Here is a 15,001-nt window from a genome sequence, read left to right as displayed (position 1 = left end):
GTTGCCGGGCCTTCAGCGGGGCCTGGGGCACCTATCGGCTCCGGCAGGCTCTGCTCCCCCGCACCCGCCTCGACCACGGCCGCCGGCGCCTCGTGACGCGGGAGCGGAGTCGTTTCGTCAGTCGTGGGCGCGCTCTTCTCCAGGACGAGCCGTGTGGTCGTCTCGTCCGCCTCGACGTGTGCGCTGCCCGCAGCCGCCGGCGCCGTCCCGCCCGCGTCGACGCTCAGAGTCGTCGTCGCGTCGGCGCCCCTCGCCGGGCCCGCGGAAACCGGCCGCTCCAGCTCGAAGTCACCACTGTCCGCGTCACCCCTGTCCGCACTCCGCGTCGAGCCGGCCGACGACGCGGCGTCCCCCGACGGCTCGTCCTGTCGGGACGGTTTCACCGGGTCGGCCAGTTCGAAGTCGTCGTCGTGGGTGGGGCGGCCGGGGGCCGGTGTCCTCGCGGGTCGCTCCAACTCGAAATCGCCCCCGTCGCTCGCCCTGCCGCCCTCGTCGCTCGACCAGCCGACCCCGTCGCTCGCTCTGCCGTCCGTGTCGCGCACCGCGTCAGCGGCGTCCGCGTCGCGCACCGCGTCCGCGGGCACCCCGTCGGCCCCCGAAGGCCCGCTGTGGTCCCCCGTCGTCCCGGCCCCCGCGCCGTGCGCTCGGGGTCGGCCCCACCACTTCCCCTTCGTGGGCTTCCCCTCGTTCATGTTCTCCCCACACCTGGGGCCCGTCCCGAGGACCGGCCCGACGCCCACCGTTCGCCGAGTCCCGCCGGCCGGAACCGGCCGGAGCGGACACGGCCCACCCTGGATTCAACCAGGTTCGCGGGCCGGCGCGCAGAACTCGGGGTCAGCGGAGGGCAGGGGAGGTGGGAGTGGGAGACGAGGTGGTGTCGGGGGCTGTCAGCAGGCCCGGAGCGGTGAGCTCGGGTTCCTGGGACCACGTCGTCAGCTGGAACGGCGGGGCCGCCGTGAGCGGACGTATCAGCGGGGACATGAGGGCCGCGCCCGTGAGGACGGGCGTGGGCAGAGGGTTCACGGCCTCGCGGAGCTGACCGCCCGGCGCGGGGATCCCGGGCAGCAGGGGCGCGGAGACCTCCGTCGGCGCCACCGGCACCTCGGCCCGCTGGCCCTGTCCGAGGAGGGGGCCGAGGGTTCCCCGGCGGCGCTGCGCCTCGGGGCTCGTGGCCGCTCCGGTGGTCTGGGTGCGCAGAGGCGTGACGTTGCTGCCGGAGCCGGCGCCGCCCCGGGCGTCCACCGTCTCGGCGGGCACACCGGAGGTCATACCGCCCAGCGCGATCGCGGCCAGCGAGACCGCGCCGGCCGCCACGAACGCGAACCGCATACCGCGCGAGGCCGAACGCTCGGCCTCGTGCCGGCTCACGTCATGGATCCGAAAGCCGCGGTCACCCGTGGCTCCGCGCTCCTCGGCGGCCGTGTCCTGGCGGCCCTCGCCGCTGTCCCCGTCGGCGGAGAGCGTGCTGCCTCCGCCGAGGAAGCCGCGGTCGCCGGACGGGGAACGCCCGTTGAGCGCGCCTCTGTCGCCGAGGAATCCCCGAGCCCCGAGGAAGCCCCGGTCACCGAGGAAACCGCGTCCCCCCGTCAGGCCCCGGCCGCCGAGCAGTCCACGGCCTTCCGAGGGTGAGAGCGCGCCGCTGTGCGGACCTGAGGGGACGTATCCGAAGGAGTCCCCGGTGGTGCCGAAGACGCCGAAGTCGGCGAAGTCCCTGTTGTCGGAGGGGTCGAGCGGGAGTCCGGGGCCGCCGGGCGTCCCCCCGAGTCTTCCTCCGAAGCCTCCGCCGTCCAGCGGGGAGCCGCCGTCGAGGTCGCCGCCCGCCGGGAGCATCTGGAGCCGGGCCAGGAAGCTCTCGGAGGGAGGCGGCGGCGCGGCCTCCGCGAAGACGTTCTTCAGTCGGCGCTGGGCGTCCGCCTCCGCCTTGCACTTCGGACACGTGGCCAGATGTGCCAGGACGCGTTCGCGCGCCTCATGACCGAGCTCTCCGTCGACCAGCGCGGAGAGTCGGTCTCCCAGATGCTGCTCAGCAGGGGTGGGCCGGGATCCACTCACGCGGTCGCGCCCCCTCCTCCCAGCGCGGGCACCCGGGGCACCGTGAAGCCGCGGCGCTGCTCGGCCCGGGCCTCCGGGGAGCGGTGCGCGAGGGCCTTGCGGAGCTGGGAGCGGCCGCGGTGGATCCGCGAACGGACCGTACCGAGCTTGACGCCGAGGGTCGCGGCGATCTCCTCGTACGACAGTCCTTCGATGTCGCAGAGGACGACGGCGGCGCGGAACTCCGGCGCGAGGGTGTCGAGAGCCTGCTGGACGTCGGCGTCGAAGTGCGCGTCGTTGAAGATCTGCTGCGGGGTGGGCTCGCGGCTGGGCAGGCGCTCGGCCGCGTCCTCCCCGAGGGCGTCGAAGCGGATGCGCTGCTTGCGCCGGACCATGTCCAGGAAGAGGTTCGTGGTGATGCGGTGCAGCCAGCCCTCGAAGGTGCCGGGCGTGTAGGTCGACAGGGAGCGGAAGACGCGGACGAAGACCTCCTGGGTGAGGTCCTCGGCGTCGTGCTGGTTGCCGGTCAGACGGTAGGCGAGGCGGTAGACCCGGCCGCTGTGGGTGCTGACGATCTCCTCCCAGGTGGGCGGAGTCCACGCCTGCGCGTGCGCGTCCGTGGAGAAGGTCGCAGTCTGCGCTCCGTTTGCGGCGGCAGCGTCGGCGTGGGCGTGGTCAGCGGTGTCGTTCACGGATTTCGGCCTACCCGCCGATCCGAGAAAGCGCCGCAGCACTCCTCCCCGATCCACAGGCGCAGCCGCACCTCCCCTATCGGCTCTGGTGGTGTCCAGTGGAGCCCCTACCATAGCCACCTCGCCCGTTAGCTCCGGATAAGCGGTTTTACGAGAATTTGATGTGTGCCGATGTGCCTCATAAGGCTGATCCGGCCGATCCGGCTCATATGGCTTTGTCAGCACCTGCACCGGCGCCTGCTCGCCGTACCGATCCATCACTTGACCCCCGTCGCGGCCCCCGTCACTCACTCATCCCTTTAAACGACCGGTCCCATCAGCAGGTTCCCGGCGGCAACGGATACAGTCACGCCCAGGCATCCGCGGGTACATAAGGAGAGGGTCATTACCGGCAACCGGCTGACGAGCTGGGCGTTCGCCGACGCCTTTGTCGCCGAGGACGACGCGCTGCGCTGGGCTCGCGACCGGGCTCGGGAAGCAGGGCTGCGCTCGGTGTCGCCCGGCACAGGCGCCGCGTTGAGCATGCTCGCGGCCTCCGTGGACGCGAAGGCGGTCGCGGAGATCGGTACCGGGACCGGCGTCTCCGGCATCCATCTGCTGCACGGCATGCGGCCGGACGGTGTGCTGACCACCGTCGATCCGGAGCCGGAGCACCAGCAGTTCGCCCGGCAGGCGTTCCGTGCGTCCGGCTTCGCCAGCAACCGCGCGCGCTTCATCCCGGGCCACGCCCTCGATGTGCTGCCCCGGCTCGCGGATGCCGGGTACGACCTCGTCTTCTGCGACGGCGATCGGCTGGAGAGCCTCGACTACCTCGCTGAATCGTTGCGTCTGCTCAGACCCGGCGGGCTGGTCGCCTTCGAGGGCGTCTTCGCCAGCGGCCGCACCGTCGACTCGGGCCCCCAGCCCACCGAGGTCATACGTCTGCGGGAGCTCCTGCGCACGGTCCGTGAGAGCGCCGAACTGGTGCCCTCCCTGCTCCCTGTGGGCGACGGCCTGCTCTGCGCGGTCAAGCGCTGAGGGCTCCCGCCCCGCCCCGCCGTTCGCCGGGTACGCCCGGTACAACAGTGCCCCGGCACCACCGAGGGGCGGTGCCGGGGCACTGAAGAGATATGGGTCGCTACGCGCGTCAGCCGACGACCTTCTTGAGTGCGTCGCCGAGGGCGTCGGCCTCGTCAGGGGTCAGCTCGACGACGAGCCGACCGCCGCCTTCGAGCGGAACGCGCATGACGATGCCCCGCCCCTCCTTGGTCACCTCGAGCGGGCCATCGCCCGTCCGCGGCTTCATGGCCGCCATGCTCGTTCCCCTTCCTGAAACCAGCTCATCGCCATAGCCGACGGCCCTGGAGGGCAGGCGCGGGCCCACCTGGGGACACGCGACACCGGCATCGAACACATTGCTTCCAGGCCATTATCCCGCATCTCATGACCCGATGACCAACATCAGTAGGCATCGCTTGGGCAACGCGCGCGAGCAAAACCACCCAATTCGGCGGTGTGGCTGCGATACTGCGCCACCACACCGACTTCGGTCACCGCTCGGCCGATCGTGATTCTTTGACGCAGGTCACACCTCGGGCTCGCGCCACCGCCGGTGATCTCCGACATGCTGTGCTGTGACGCAGGGCGTACCGACCAGTACGTCACCAGCCGCGACACCGGAGGGGTAACCGCCATGGCCGACACCGTGCTCTACGAGGTGCACGACGGACTCGCGACGATCACGCTGAACCGCCCCGAGGCGATGAACGCGCTGAACATCGCGACCAAGGTCGCGCTGCGGGAGGCCGTGGAGTCCGCCGCCGGGGACGACGCGGTACGGGCCGTGCTGCTGACCGCCGCCGGGGACCGGGCCTTCTGTGTGGGGCAGGACCTGAAGGAGCACATCGGGCTGCTCGTCGAGGACTCGACGCAGGTCATGAGCACGGTCAAGGAGCACTACAACCCGATCGTGAAGGCCATCGCGGGCATGCCGAAGCCGGTGGTGGCGGGCGTGAACGGGGTCGCCGCCGGTGCCGGTCTGGGCTTCGCGCTGGCCGCGGACTACCGGGTGGTCGCCGAGACCGCCGCGTTCAACACGTCCTTCGCCGGGGTCGCGCTGACCGCGGACTCCGGGGTCTCGTGGACGCTGCCGCGCGTCATCGGGCCGGGCCGCGCGGCCGATCTGCTGATGTTCCCGCGGAGCATCAAGGCCCAGGAGGCGCACGAGCTGGGGATCGCCAACCGGATCGTGCCGTCGGCCGCGCTGCCGGAGGCGGCCGAGCAGGTGGCGCGGATGCTGGCCGAGGGGCCGACGGTGGCGTACGCGGCGATCAAGGAGGCCATGGCGTACGGGTTCTCGCACTCGCTGGCTCAGACGCTGGACAAGGAGGACGAGCTGCAGACCCGGGCTGGGGCGTCGGAGGACCACGCGATCGCCGTGCGGGCGTTCGTGAACAAGGAGACGCCGAAGTACCTGGGCCGCTGAGGCCCGGCCCGGCGGCCCTCTCCCGCTCGAAAGGGCGCGCTCCTCTCACGGGGTCGCGCCCTTCTCCTGGTCTGGAGGGGCGTGCCCCTGGAGCGGCTAGAGCGGCGTTCCTCTCGCCACGCAGGTCTCCAGGTGGTCGTCGACCAGGCCGCACGCCTGCATCAGGGCGTATGCCGTGGTCGGGCCGACGAAACGGATGCCCTGCTTCTTCAGTGCCTTCGACAGGGCCGTGGACTCGGGGGTGACCGCGGGGACGTCGGCGAGGGTCTTCGGGACCTGGCGGGTGGCCGGGTCGGGGGCGTGGGACCAGATCAGGGTGTCGAGGTCGCCGGGGGCCCAGTCCGCGAGGACCCGGGCGTTGGCGACGGTCGCCTCGATCTTGGCGCGGTTGCGGATGATGCCGGGGTCGGCGAGGAGCCGCTCCTTGTCGGCGTCGGTGAAGGCGGCCACGTCGGCGATCCTGAAGCCGGCGAAGGCCGCGCGGAAGCCCTCGCGGCGGCGGAGGATGGTGATCCAGGAGAGGCCGGACTGGAAGGCCTCCAGGCAGAGCCGCTCGTACAGCGCGTCGTCGCCGTGGACCGGGCGGCCCCACTCCTCGTCGTGGTACGCCACGTAGTCCTCGGTGGACAGGGCCCAGGGGCAGCGCGGGGCGCCGTCGGGACCGGCGAGGGCCGTGCCGTCGCTCACCGGTGCTCGCCCTCCTCCGGCTTGCGCAGGGACGTCATGGTGGCCGCGCGGGCGCCGGCGAGCGCGGACTCCAGGTCGGCGATCCGGGCGTCCCGCTCGGCGATCTCGGCGCTGAGGCGGCTGAGGGCGTCGTCGACGTCCACCATGCGGTAGCCGCGCACGGCGACCGGGAAGCGAAGGGCCTCCACATCGGCGCGGTTGACCGGGCGGTCGGCCGGCAGCGGGTCCTGGAGCCGCTCGGCCGGGGCCTCGGGCAGGGCGGCGCTCTCGCCGCCGCCCACCACGGCGAGCGTCACCGCGGCCACCACGACCGCGAGCGCGACGACCAGGAACAAGAACATGAACATCGCTGGGGTCCCCTCGACTGTGTCCGCTCCGATCGTGCCATGCGAGTCTGACAGTTAGGGTCACAGGCGGTTGGACAGGGCGGTCAATCGGCGGGACGTACTGGGAGAGGGCACAGCGGATGCTCAGGCTGGGCAAGCGGGAATTCGGCACGCACGAGCCGGTGATCATGGCGATCGTGAACCGGACCCCCGACTCCTTCTACGACCAGGGGGCGACCTTCCAGGACGAGCCGGCGCTCGCGCGGGTGGAGCGGGCGGTCGCCGAGGGGGCCGCGATCATCGACATCGGCGGGGTGAAGGCCGGGCCCGGCGAGGAGGTCACCGCCGAGGAGGAGGCGCGGCGGACGGTGGGGTTCGTGGCCGAGGTGCGGCGGCGGTTCCCCGACGTGATCATCAGTGTCGACACCTGGCGGCATGAGGTCGGGGAGGCCGTCTGCGAGGCCGGGGCGGATCTCCTGAACGACGCGTGGGGCGGGGTCGATCCGCGGCTGGCGGAGGTGGCGGCGCGGTACCGGGTGGGGCTGGTGTGCACGCACGCGGGGGGCGCCGAGCCCCGTACGCGGCCGCACCGGGTCGAGTACGACGACGTCATGGCGGACATCCTGCGGGTGACCGTGGGGCTCGCCGAGCGGGCCGTGGCACTGGGCGTGCCGCGGGAGTCCGTGCTGATCGACCCCGGGCACGACTTCGGGAAGAACACGCGGCACAGCCTTGAGGCGACCCGGCGGCTGGGGGAGATGGTGGCGACGGGGTGGCCCGTGCTGGTGTCGCTGTCCAACAAGGACTTCGTCGGGGAGACGCTGGACAAGCCGGTGAAGGAGCGGGTGGTCGGGACGCTGGCGACGACCGCGGTGTCGGCGTGGCTGGGCGCTCAGGTGTACCGGGTGCACGAGGTGGCCGAGACCAGGCAGGTGCTCGACATGGTGGGTGCGATCGCCGGGCACCGGGCTCCGGCGGTGGCCCGGCGGGGGCTGGCGTAGCGCGAGGCAGGGGGCCGCACTCCCTGCCTCGCGCTCACGGGCGTGCGGGCGCGGTCAGCGGCCCGCCTCCTTCGAGACCAGGGCCACCGCCTCGTCCACGTCGTCGGTGACGTGGAACAGGGTCAGGTCCTTCTCCGCGGCCTTGCCCTGGGCGATGAGCGTGTGGGTGAGCCAGTCGACCAGGCCGCTCCAGTAGGACTCGCCGAAGAGGACGATCGGGAAGCGGGTCACCTTCTGGGTCTGGACGAGGGTGAGGGCCTCGAAGAGTTCGTCGAGGGTGCCGAGGCCGCCGGGCAGGACGACGAAGCCCTGGGCGTACTTGACGAACATCATCTTCCGGACGAAGAAGTAGCGGAAGTTGAGGCCGATGTCGACGTAGGGGTTGAGGCCCTGCTCGAACGGCAGCTCGATGCCCAGTCCGACGGAGGTGCCGCCGGCTTCGAGGGCGCCCTTGTTGGCCGCCTCCATGGCCCCGGGCCCGCCGCCGGTGATGACGGCGAAGCCCGCCTCCACGAGGCCGCGGCCGAGCCGGACGCCCGCCTCGTACTCGGGTGAGTCGACCTGCGTCCGTGCGGAGCCGAAGACGCTGATGGCGGCCGGGAGTTCGGCGAGCGTGCCGAATCCCTCGATGAACTCGGACTGGATGCGCAGGACCCGCCAGGGGTCGGTGTGGACCCAGTCCGAGGGGCCGCCCGCGTCCAGCAGCCGTTGGTCGGTCGTGCTCGCCTGCACCTGGGTGCGTCTGCGCAGCACCGGCCCCAGCCGCTGCTCCTCCGGTGGCTGTTTCTTGCCCTCGGGGTTGCCGGTCGCCATGTCCGCTCCCTCCGCCGTGCTGGTGGTTCGGTTCAGCGTAGATCGACGCGGGTTACGGAGGGGGGACGCGAGCGTGTCCGCCCGCAATCCGTCACCGACGCGTTCCGATGCCCGCCGATATGCGCTGATTCATCTCCAGCGGATGCCCGGCCGAATCCATTCCCCGCCTCAGGCCGTGAGCCAGGCCCGCAGGCGCTCCTCCCCCGCCAGGATCTTCGCGGTCTCCACGCGCTCGTCCCGCTTGTGCGCCAAGTGCGGGTTCCCCGGGCCGTAGTTGACCGCGGGGACGCCGAGAGAGCTGAAGCGGGAGACGTCCGTCCAGCCGTACTTGGGCGAGGGGGTGCCGCCGACCGCCTCAATGAAGGCGGCGGCCGCCGGGTGGGAGAGGCCGGGCAGCGCGCCCGGGCTGTGGTCGTCGACCACGAACTCCTCGACACCGCAGTCGGCGAAGACCTCGCGGACGTGGGCGATGGCCTCCTCCTCCGTACGGTCGGGCGCGTAGCGGAAGTTGACCGTGACCACGCACTCGTCGGGGATGACGTTGCCGGCCACGCCGCCGGAGATGCCGACCGCGTTGAGGCCCTCGCGGTACTCCAGGCCGTCGATCAGCGGGTAGCGCGGCTGGTACGCGGCGAGGCGGGCGAGGATCGGGGCGGCCGCGTGGATGGCGTTGGAGCCCATCCAGCCGCGGGCGGAGTGGGCGCGTTCGCCCTTCGTCCTCAGCAGGACCCGCAGGGTGCCCTGGCAGCCGCCCTCGACCTGGCCGTCGGAGGGCTCCAGGAGGACCGCGAAGTCGCCCTCCAGCCACTCGGGGTGCGCCTCGGAGATGTGCTTCAGACCGTTCAGCTCGGCGGCGACCTCCTCGTTGTCGTAGAAGACGAAGGTCAGGTCGCGGTTCGGGGACGGCACCGTGGCCGCGATGCGCAGCTGGACCGCGACGCCGGACTTCATGTCGCAGGTGCCGCAGCCCCACAGGACGCCGCCCTCGTCGAGACGGGAGGGGACGTTGTCGGCGATGGGCACGGTGTCGATGTGGCCGGCCAGGATCACCCGCTCCGCCCGCCCCAGGTGGGTGCGGGCGACGACGTTGTTGCCGTAGCGCTCGACCGTGAGGTGCGGCAGGGCGCGCAGCGCGGTCTCGATCGCGTCCGCGAGCGGCTTCTCGGTGCCGCTCTCGGAGGGGAAGTCGACGAGCTGCGCGGTCAGCCGCGCGGCGTCGAGCGTGAGGTCAATCGGGGTGTCGGCCATGGCCCCGACCCTAACGCGCCGCGCTCGCGGACCCGGCTGCCGACCGGTTCCCGCCGCCCGCCAGGAGGTTGTCCACAACCGGGGGCACGTTCCCATTACCCTCCAGTACCTTGTACGGCGTGCCAGAGTCGTACACCGTTTCTCCTCATCCCCGTGCCCGTCGACGTGGTGGCTGCTTCCTGCGTTTCGCGGCGGCCTTCGTCGTGCTGCTCGCGCTGGGGGCGTATCTGACCATGCAGTATCTGACCGGGGGCAACGGCACACCGAAGTGCACGGTGGTGTCGGCCGACGACGAGAAGACGTCGTACGAGTTCGCCCCCGAGCAGGCGGCCAACGCGGCGACGATCTCGGCCGTGGGCACCTCCCGTGACCTGCCCGAGCGGGCCGTGACGATCGCGCTGGCGACCGCGCTCCAGGAGTCCGGTCTGCGGAACATCGCGCACGGCGACCGGGACTCGCTGGGGCTCTTCCAGCAGCGTCCGTCGCAGGGCTGGGGCACCGAGCGGCAGATCCAGGACCCCGTGTACGCGGCGAGCGAGTTCTACGAGCACCTGGTGAAGGTCTCGGGCTACGAGAAGCTGCCGCTGACCGTGGCCGCCCAGAAGGTGCAGCGCAGCGGTTACCCGGACGCCTACGCCAAGCACGAGCCGGACGCCACGCTGCTGGCCGCCGCGCTGACCGGCCGGGCGGCTGCCACGCTGACCTGCGAGGGGCGCCTGGAGGCGACGGCGTACGGCGGCGGCCCCGAGGCGGTGCGCAACGCGCTCGCGCGGGACTTCGGCGACAAGATGTTCGAGACGGCCGGGGCCGTGGTGAAGTCCTCGCGCTCCGCCGCCTCCGCGACCACCTCGGCGGCGTCCAGCGCCCCGCCGGCGACCGGGGCGAGCCCGAGCCCGGCCGTGTCCGCGCTGACGATCCCGGTGTCGGACGCCGGGAGCGCCGACGACGTGCGGCGGCGCGGCTGGGAGCTGGCGCACTGGGCCGTGGCGAACTCCTCCCGGCTGGGTGTCGAGCGCGTCACGTACGCCGGGCGGGAGTGGGTCGCCGAGGGCCGGGCCGGTGCCTGGCGCAAGGCCGCGGCGACGGACGGCTCGACGGCCGAGGTCCGCATCGTCACGGGACGGTAGGGGCCGCGCCACGACGGGACGCCCGTGGGCGGCGGTCCGAATCGTCCCTGGACAGCGGGGGTCGGGGCTCACCCGTCGGAGGTACGCGCGGCGCGTCGGGTGGACGGGGTGCGCGGGTTTTCCCCTGCTCACCCTCGCCTCGGCGGATCCCTTGGGAGCGCGGGGCCGTAAGGATTCGGCAGACAGTCGGACCGCGCGTCACTCATCTACTTTTGTCCGCATTCGATAATGCGACGCATTGCCAACTCTTTACGTTGGGCCGCCGCAACCTTCACGGACTTCGAGCGGTAGTCACTGCGTCCGAGCCCGGAACGATCACGCCGACAGCCATTCGGCGGTCAACTCCCGGGCGCGGTCGGACACTTCACCGTTCTCTTCCGTCAAAGGAGCACCATGTCCCTCCCCCTGACCCGCCGGATCGCCAATGCCGCGCTGCTGACCGCAGCGGGAGCGGCCTCCGTGGTCGGTGCGGCCGGCTCCGCGAGCGCGGCGCCCGAACTCCCGGCCACCCCGGACCTGGGCGGTCTGTCCGCCGTGGACGGGACGAACGCCGGCAACACCGTGGACGGCGCGACGCAGAGCGTCACCGGCGTCGCGAGCAACGTGGGCGGCAAGGCGGCCAAGGAGACCCTGCCGACCGCCGGCAAGACCGGCGGGAAGACCCTCAAGAAGACGACGCCCGTCGTGCAGAAGACCGCCGGGGACGCCACGGGCACCGCCGGGGCGGCTCTGGGCGACGCGGCCAAGGGCGCGACGAAGGGCGGCCTGCCGACGGACTCCGTCGCCAAGGGCGGCCTGCCCACCGGCAAGCTGCCGGTCAAGAGCCCGCTCGGCTGACACCTGATCCAGCGGAAAGGGGCCCGGGGTATCCCCCGGGCCCCTTTCCGTCGTCCGGCGTCGTCCGGCCGGGACTACGCCCCGGTCAGCCGGGCCACCGCCGCCGCGACCCGCTCGTCCGTGGCGGTGAAGGCGACGCGGACGTGGTGCTCGCCCGCGGAGCCGTAGAAGTCACCGGGGGCCACGAGGATGCCCAGATCGGCGAGGTGGGCGACCGTGGTCCAGCAGGACTCGTCGCGGGTGGCCCAGAGGTAGAGACTGGCCTCGCTGTGCTCGATGCGGAAGCCGTGGCGCTCCAGGGCGTCGCGGAGGGCGGCGCGGCGGGCGGCGTAGCGGTCGCGCTGCTCGCGGACGTGGGCGTCGTCGCCGAGGGCGGCGACCACGGCGGCCTGGGTGGGGGCCGACGTCATCATGCCGCCGTGCTTACGGATCTGCAGGAGCGGGTTCAGGACGGCCGGGTCGCCCAGCAGGAAGGCCGCGCGGTAGCCCGCGAGGTTGGAGCGCTTGGAGAGGGAGTGGACGGCCACGATGCCGTCGTACGAGCCGCCGTTGACGTCCGGATGGAGGACCGAGACGGGGTCCGCCTCCCAGCCCAGCTCCAGGTAGCACTCGTCGGAGAAGAGCAGGATGCCGTGCTCGCGGGCCCAGGCCACGATCCGGGTCAGCTCCTCCTGGGAGAGGACCTTGCCGGTGGGGTTGGACGGCGAGTTCAGCCAGAGGAGCTTCAGGCCCTCGGGGTCGAGCCGCGTCGGGTCGTCGTAGACCTCGTGCTCGGCGCGGGCGAGGCGGGCGCCCACCTCGTACGTCGGGTAGGCCAGGCGCGGGTACGCGACCCGGTCGCCGGGGCCGAGGCCCAGCTGGGTGGGGAGCCAGGCGACCAGTTCCTTGGAGCCGACGATCGGCAGGACGTGGCGGTGGGTGATCCCGCGGGCGCCGAGGCGGCGCTCGGCCCAGCCGGTGATCGCGTCCCGCAGTTCGGGGGTGCCCCACACGGTCGGGTAGCCCGGCGAGTCGGCGGCGGCCACCAGGGCCTTCTGGACCGGCTCGGGGACCGGGTCGACCGGTGTGCCCACGGAGAGGTCGACGATGCCGCCGGGGTGGGCGGCGGCCGTCGCCTTGTACGGCTCCAGCTTGTCCCAGGGGAAGGTGGGGAGACGATCGCTGACTGCGGACACGGGATCTGGCTCACTTTCTCGTACGGACGCTCCGTACGGGCCCGTGGGACGGGACGCGGGCGTACGTACTGCTCGTACGGCGAACGCCTCGGCCCCGTACGGCGATCATGTGATCGGACCGTACGGGACCGAGGCGGCGCCTGCCGCGGGCCGCCGGCCGGGCGGGCCCGCGGCGTCGCTACCTCAGGCCTGCGGCGGCAGGGCGGCGATGAAGGGGTGGTCGCGCTCGATCAGGCCGAGCTTGCTCGCACCGCCGGGAGAGCCGAGCTCGTCGAAGAACTCGACGTTCGCCTTGTAGTAGTCCTTCCACTCCTCCGGAGTGTCGTCCTCGTAGAAGATCGCCTCGACCGGGCACACCGGCTCGCAGGCACCGCAGTCGACGCATTCATCCGGGTGGATGTAGAGGGACCGCTGACCCTCGTAGATGCAGTCGACCGGGCACTCCTCGATGCACGCCTTGTCCTTGACGTCGACACAAGGCTGCGCGATGACGTAGGTCACGCTGTCGTTCCTCCTCGATAGGGCGCTGGCGGGCCTCCTCAGGCTCCGCCGCCTGGCGCGCGGGAGCGCGGCGTCGTCGATGCCCGCCCCTAGTATCTCCGTTCCTGGGCATGATCCGAACAGGAGGGGTGAACTGACCTGTGGAAATCTCTGCCGGTGGACGTCTCGAGATCCGCGTTTCCGCCGCTGACGTGGGAAAACGCGTCTCCGTGCGGCGGGTTGCCGAGGATGCCGTCGCGGGTCGGAAATTCACCGACACGGTGGGTGTTCTCACATCATGGGACGAGGGCGTGCTGCTGATCACCCGCAGGGACGGGGAGCGCGTACGGATCGAGGAGTCGTCGCTGGTGGCGGGGAAGGTGGTGCCCGCCGCGCCCGCCCGCCGGCGGGGACCGGCGGCCTCGTACGAGGAACTGGCGCGGGTCTCCGCGCGGGCCTGGCAGCCCGTCGAGCGGGAGTCGCTCGGCCGCTGGGAGCTGCGGGCCGCCTCCGGCTTCACCCGCCGCGCCAACTCGGTGCTGCCCCTCGGCGATCCCGGCATACCCCTGGACGAGGCGCTGACGGCCGTCCGCGGCTGGTACGCGGCCCGGGGGCTGCCCGCGTACCTGCAGCTGGCCACCGGCGCCGAGGGCACCCAGGAGCTGCTCTGCGCGGAGGTGGAGGACCGCGGGTGGATCCGTGAGGTCACCGCCGAGCTGTGGATCGGGGCGCTCGCGCCCGTCGCGGACCGGGAGGCGCCCGCAGTGCGGCTGTCCCGGACGGCGGACGAGGCGTGGCTCAGCCGCTACCAGCGCAAGGGAGTCAGCGAGGTCGCGCTGAAGGTGCTCGGCAGCGGGCCCTCGGTGTGGTTCGCGACGGTGCCGGGGGCCGAGGGCTCCGCGCCCGCGGCGATCGGACGGTGCGTCGTGGACGGGCGGTGGGCCGGGTTCGCGGCCGTGGAGGTCGATCCGGCGCGCCGCCGGGAAGGGCTCGCGACGACCGTGATGGCCGCGCTGGCCCAGCAGGCGCTGGACGAGGGGGCCTCGGCGGGTTGGCTCCAGGTCGAGACGGACAACGCGGGCGCGCGGACGCTGTACGGGGGTATGGGCTTCGCCGCGCACCACGCGTATCACCACTACCGGGCGCCTGAGGACGGGGCGATCGAGGGCGGGGCGTCCGAGGAGGCCGGGGACAGGGCGTCCGAGGAGTCCGCGGGCCGTTTCGAGTCGTCGCGGCCGTCATGAGCGGGCAGTACCCCGACATGCGTGCGCCTCTGCCGCCGGAGCCGGAGCGGGCCGCCGAGCTGCGGCGGCGGTTCGCCGCGGAGGCGCGGGCCGAGCGGCCCGACCTCGCCACGCTGTGCCTGCTCGCGGGCGCCGCGGGAGACGGGGCGCTGGACGACGCCGGCCTCGACGCCGCGCAGATCGAACTGGACCGGCTCGCGGGGCTGCTGCCCTACCGGCCCGGCGGGCCCCGGGCGTGGGCGCTCGCGCTGGCGGGGCTGCTCGGGGAGCGGTGCGGGTTCCGCGGCTCCGCCGCGGACTACCAGCGGCTGGAGTCGTCGCTGCTGCACCGGGTGCTGGAGCGGCGGCGGGGGCTGCCGATCCTGTTGTCGGTGGTGTGGATGGAGGTGGCCCGGCGGGCGGGGGCCCCGGTGTACGGGGTCGCGCTGCCCGGGCACTTCGTCGTGGGGTTCGGACCCGCGGAGGAGCAGGTCCTGGCCGATCCGTTCGACGGGGGGCGGGTGCTCAGCGGGAGCGACGCGGAGACCCTGGTCGCGGGGGCGACGGGGGGCCCGCTGGAGCCGGGGATGCTGCGGCCGGCCGATCCGCTGGACGTCGTGCTGCGCGTCCTGAACAACGTGCGCGCGTGGGCCGCGGCCCGGCCCGAGCGGTCGGACGTGGCGTTGTGGGCGATCGAGTTGTCGCTGGCCCTGCCCTCGCATCCGGCGCGGCGGCTGCGGTACGAGTGGGCGCAGTTGCTGGTGCTGCGGGGGGAGTTCCTGCGCGGGGCCGCCGAGTTGGAGGCGTACGCGGAGGTGGTGGCCGGGGTGGACGACAGCGCGGCGGAACGGGTGCGGCGACAGGCGGGGGCGGCTCGGGCGCGGTTGAACTGAGGGG

The 15,001-nt window shown here is 72.7% G+C and carries 17 protein-coding genes; 7 read left to right on the top strand and 10 right to left on the bottom strand.

Annotated elements, in window-relative coordinates:
• Positions 1-834 precede the first annotated feature (834 nt).
• Together AOK23_RS16005 and sigE are read right to left on the bottom strand one after the other, a co-directional pair.
• On the bottom strand, positions 835-2,052 hold the full coding sequence (locus AOK23_RS16005; RefSeq protein ID WP_055713386.1) for an anti-sigma factor family protein: 1,218 nt from the start codon (positions 2,050-2,052) through the stop codon (positions 835-837).
• On the bottom strand, positions 2,049-2,765 hold the full coding sequence (gene sigE, locus AOK23_RS16000; RefSeq protein ID WP_079049507.1) for an RNA polymerase sigma factor SigE: 717 nt from the start codon (positions 2,763-2,765) through the stop codon (positions 2,049-2,051). Before sigE ends, AOK23_RS16005 begins: the two co-directional genes overlap by 4 nt.
• A gap of 357 nt (positions 2,766-3,122) precedes the next feature.
• Between sigE and AOK23_RS15995 the strand changes: the two genes are divergently transcribed.
• Complete coding sequence (locus AOK23_RS15995) at positions 3,123-3,740, top strand: O-methyltransferase (RefSeq protein ID WP_079049506.1); 618 nt, start codon at positions 3,123-3,125, stop codon at positions 3,738-3,740.
• 109 nt (positions 3,741-3,849) lie between these two features.
• On the opposite strand, the gene AOK23_RS44985 is transcribed toward AOK23_RS15995, so the two are convergent.
• Positions 3,850-4,017 carry a DUF3117 domain-containing protein gene (locus tag AOK23_RS44985; protein WP_003966491.1) on the bottom strand — a complete coding sequence of 56 codons (168 nt, stop codon included), beginning with the start codon at positions 4,015-4,017 and terminating at the stop codon, positions 3,850-3,852.
• Between the two features lie 146 nt (positions 4,018-4,163).
• Positions 4,164-4,328, bottom strand: coding sequence for a hypothetical protein (locus tag AOK23_RS47885; RefSeq protein WP_157878050.1), 165 nt, complete (start codon positions 4,326-4,328; stop codon positions 4,164-4,166).
• A 67-nt stretch (positions 4,329-4,395) separates the two neighbouring features.
• On the opposite strand from AOK23_RS47885, the gene chcB reads away from it, so the two are divergent.
• A complete protein-coding gene (chcB, locus tag AOK23_RS15990; RefSeq protein WP_055520456.1) occupies positions 4,396-5,187 on the top strand; it encodes a 2-cyclohexenylcarbonyl CoA isomerase in 792 nt (263 codons plus the stop codon).
• Between the two features lie 96 nt (positions 5,188-5,283).
• Here chcB and AOK23_RS15985 read toward each other — a convergent pair whose 3' ends face one another.
• Entirely contained in the window at positions 5,284-5,874 is a 591-nt protein-coding gene (locus tag AOK23_RS15985) for a DNA-3-methyladenine glycosylase I (protein ID WP_055713383.1), read from the bottom strand.
• Positions 5,871-6,221: a DivIVA domain-containing protein gene (locus tag AOK23_RS15980; protein WP_055520438.1), complete on the bottom strand. Its 351-nt coding sequence runs from the start codon at positions 6,219-6,221 to the stop codon at positions 5,871-5,873. The genes AOK23_RS15985 and AOK23_RS15980 overlap by 4 nt, the downstream gene beginning before the upstream one ends.
• 119 nt (positions 6,222-6,340) lie before the next feature.
• On the opposite strand from AOK23_RS15980, the gene folP reads away from it, so the two are divergent.
• On the top strand, positions 6,341-7,201 hold the full coding sequence (gene folP / locus AOK23_RS15975; protein ID WP_055713382.1) for a dihydropteroate synthase: 861 nt from the start codon (positions 6,341-6,343) through the stop codon (positions 7,199-7,201).
• Between the two features lie 54 nt (positions 7,202-7,255).
• Here folP and AOK23_RS15970 read toward each other — a convergent pair whose 3' ends face one another.
• Complete coding sequence (locus AOK23_RS15970; protein ID WP_055713381.1) at positions 7,256-8,014, bottom strand: LOG family protein; 759 nt, start codon at positions 8,012-8,014, stop codon at positions 7,256-7,258.
• Between the two features lie 168 nt (positions 8,015-8,182).
• Positions 8,183-9,262 (bottom strand): succinyl-diaminopimelate desuccinylase, encoded by a 1,080-nt coding sequence (gene dapE, locus AOK23_RS15965; protein ID WP_055713380.1) that lies wholly within the window; start codon positions 9,260-9,262, stop codon positions 8,183-8,185.
• Positions 9,263-9,381: 119 nt separating this feature from the next.
• On the opposite strand from dapE, the gene AOK23_RS15960 reads away from it, so the two are divergent.
• Positions 9,382-10,389, top strand: coding sequence for a VldE C-terminal domain-containing protein (locus tag AOK23_RS15960; RefSeq protein WP_206336213.1), 1,008 nt, complete (start codon positions 9,382-9,384; stop codon positions 10,387-10,389).
• 393 nt (positions 10,390-10,782) lie between these two features.
• Entirely contained in the window at positions 10,783-11,226 is a 444-nt protein-coding gene (locus AOK23_RS15955; RefSeq protein WP_055713379.1) for a hypothetical protein, read from the top strand.
• Between the two features lie 74 nt (positions 11,227-11,300).
• On the opposite strand, the gene AOK23_RS15950 is transcribed toward AOK23_RS15955, so the two are convergent.
• Positions 11,301-12,401: a bifunctional succinyldiaminopimelate transaminase/glutamate-prephenate aminotransferase gene (locus tag AOK23_RS15950; protein WP_055713378.1), complete on the bottom strand. Its 1,101-nt coding sequence runs from the start codon at positions 12,399-12,401 to the stop codon at positions 11,301-11,303.
• A 183-nt stretch (positions 12,402-12,584) separates the two neighbouring features.
• Positions 12,585-12,902 (bottom strand): ferredoxin, encoded by a 318-nt coding sequence (gene fdxA / locus AOK23_RS15945; protein ID WP_004926152.1) that lies wholly within the window; start codon positions 12,900-12,902, stop codon positions 12,585-12,587.
• 140 nt (positions 12,903-13,042) lie between these two features.
• On the opposite strand from fdxA, the gene AOK23_RS15940 reads away from it, so the two are divergent.
• Together AOK23_RS15940 and AOK23_RS15935 are read left to right on the top strand one after the other, a co-directional pair.
• Positions 13,043-14,125 (top strand): GNAT family N-acetyltransferase, encoded by a 1,083-nt coding sequence (locus tag AOK23_RS15940; protein WP_055713377.1) that lies wholly within the window; start codon positions 13,043-13,045, stop codon positions 14,123-14,125.
• A gap of 17 nt (positions 14,126-14,142) precedes the next feature.
• A complete protein-coding gene (locus AOK23_RS15935; protein WP_055713398.1) occupies positions 14,143-14,997 on the top strand; it encodes a transglutaminase-like domain-containing protein in 855 nt (284 codons plus the stop codon).
• The last annotated feature ends 4 nt before the right edge of the window (positions 14,998-15,001 follow it).

Origin of the sequence: Streptomyces torulosus (assembly GCF_001419765.1) — a bacterium.
GTDB classification, from domain to species: domain Bacteria; phylum Actinomycetota; class Actinomycetes; order Streptomycetales; family Streptomycetaceae; genus Streptomyces; species Streptomyces torulosus.
Note: the sequence above shows the minus strand (reverse complement) of the source record. Positions and strands in the feature narration are given on the sequence as shown.

Bases quoted from the DNA above. Each gene is read 5' to 3' on its own strand.
- folP (WP_055713382.1), top strand. From the start codon at position 6,341: ATGCTCAGGCTGGGCAAGCGGGAATTCGGCACGCACGAGCCGGTGATC.
- AOK23_RS47885 (WP_157878050.1), bottom strand. From the start codon at position 4,328: ATGTCGGAGATCACCGGCGGTGGCGCGAGCCCGAGGTGTGACCTGCGT.
- dapE (WP_055713380.1), bottom strand. From the start codon at position 9,262: ATGGCCGACACCCCGATTGACCTCACGCTCGACGCCGCGCGGCTGACC.
- chcB (WP_055520456.1), top strand. From the start codon at position 4,396: ATGGCCGACACCGTGCTCTACGAGGTGCACGACGGACTCGCGACGATC.
- AOK23_RS15955 (WP_055713379.1), top strand. From the start codon at position 10,783: ATGTCCCTCCCCCTGACCCGCCGGATCGCCAATGCCGCGCTGCTGACC.
- AOK23_RS44985 (WP_003966491.1), bottom strand. From the start codon at position 4,017: ATGGCGGCCATGAAGCCGCGGACGGGCGATGGCCCGCTCGAGGTGACC.
- AOK23_RS15980 (WP_055520438.1), bottom strand. From the start codon at position 6,221: ATGTTCATGTTCTTGTTCCTGGTCGTCGCGCTCGCGGTCGTGGTGGCC.
- AOK23_RS15935 (WP_055713398.1), top strand. From the start codon at position 14,143: ATGCGTGCGCCTCTGCCGCCGGAGCCGGAGCGGGCCGCCGAGCTGCGG.
- AOK23_RS15970 (WP_055713381.1), bottom strand. From the start codon at position 8,014: ATGGCGACCGGCAACCCCGAGGGCAAGAAACAGCCACCGGAGGAGCAG.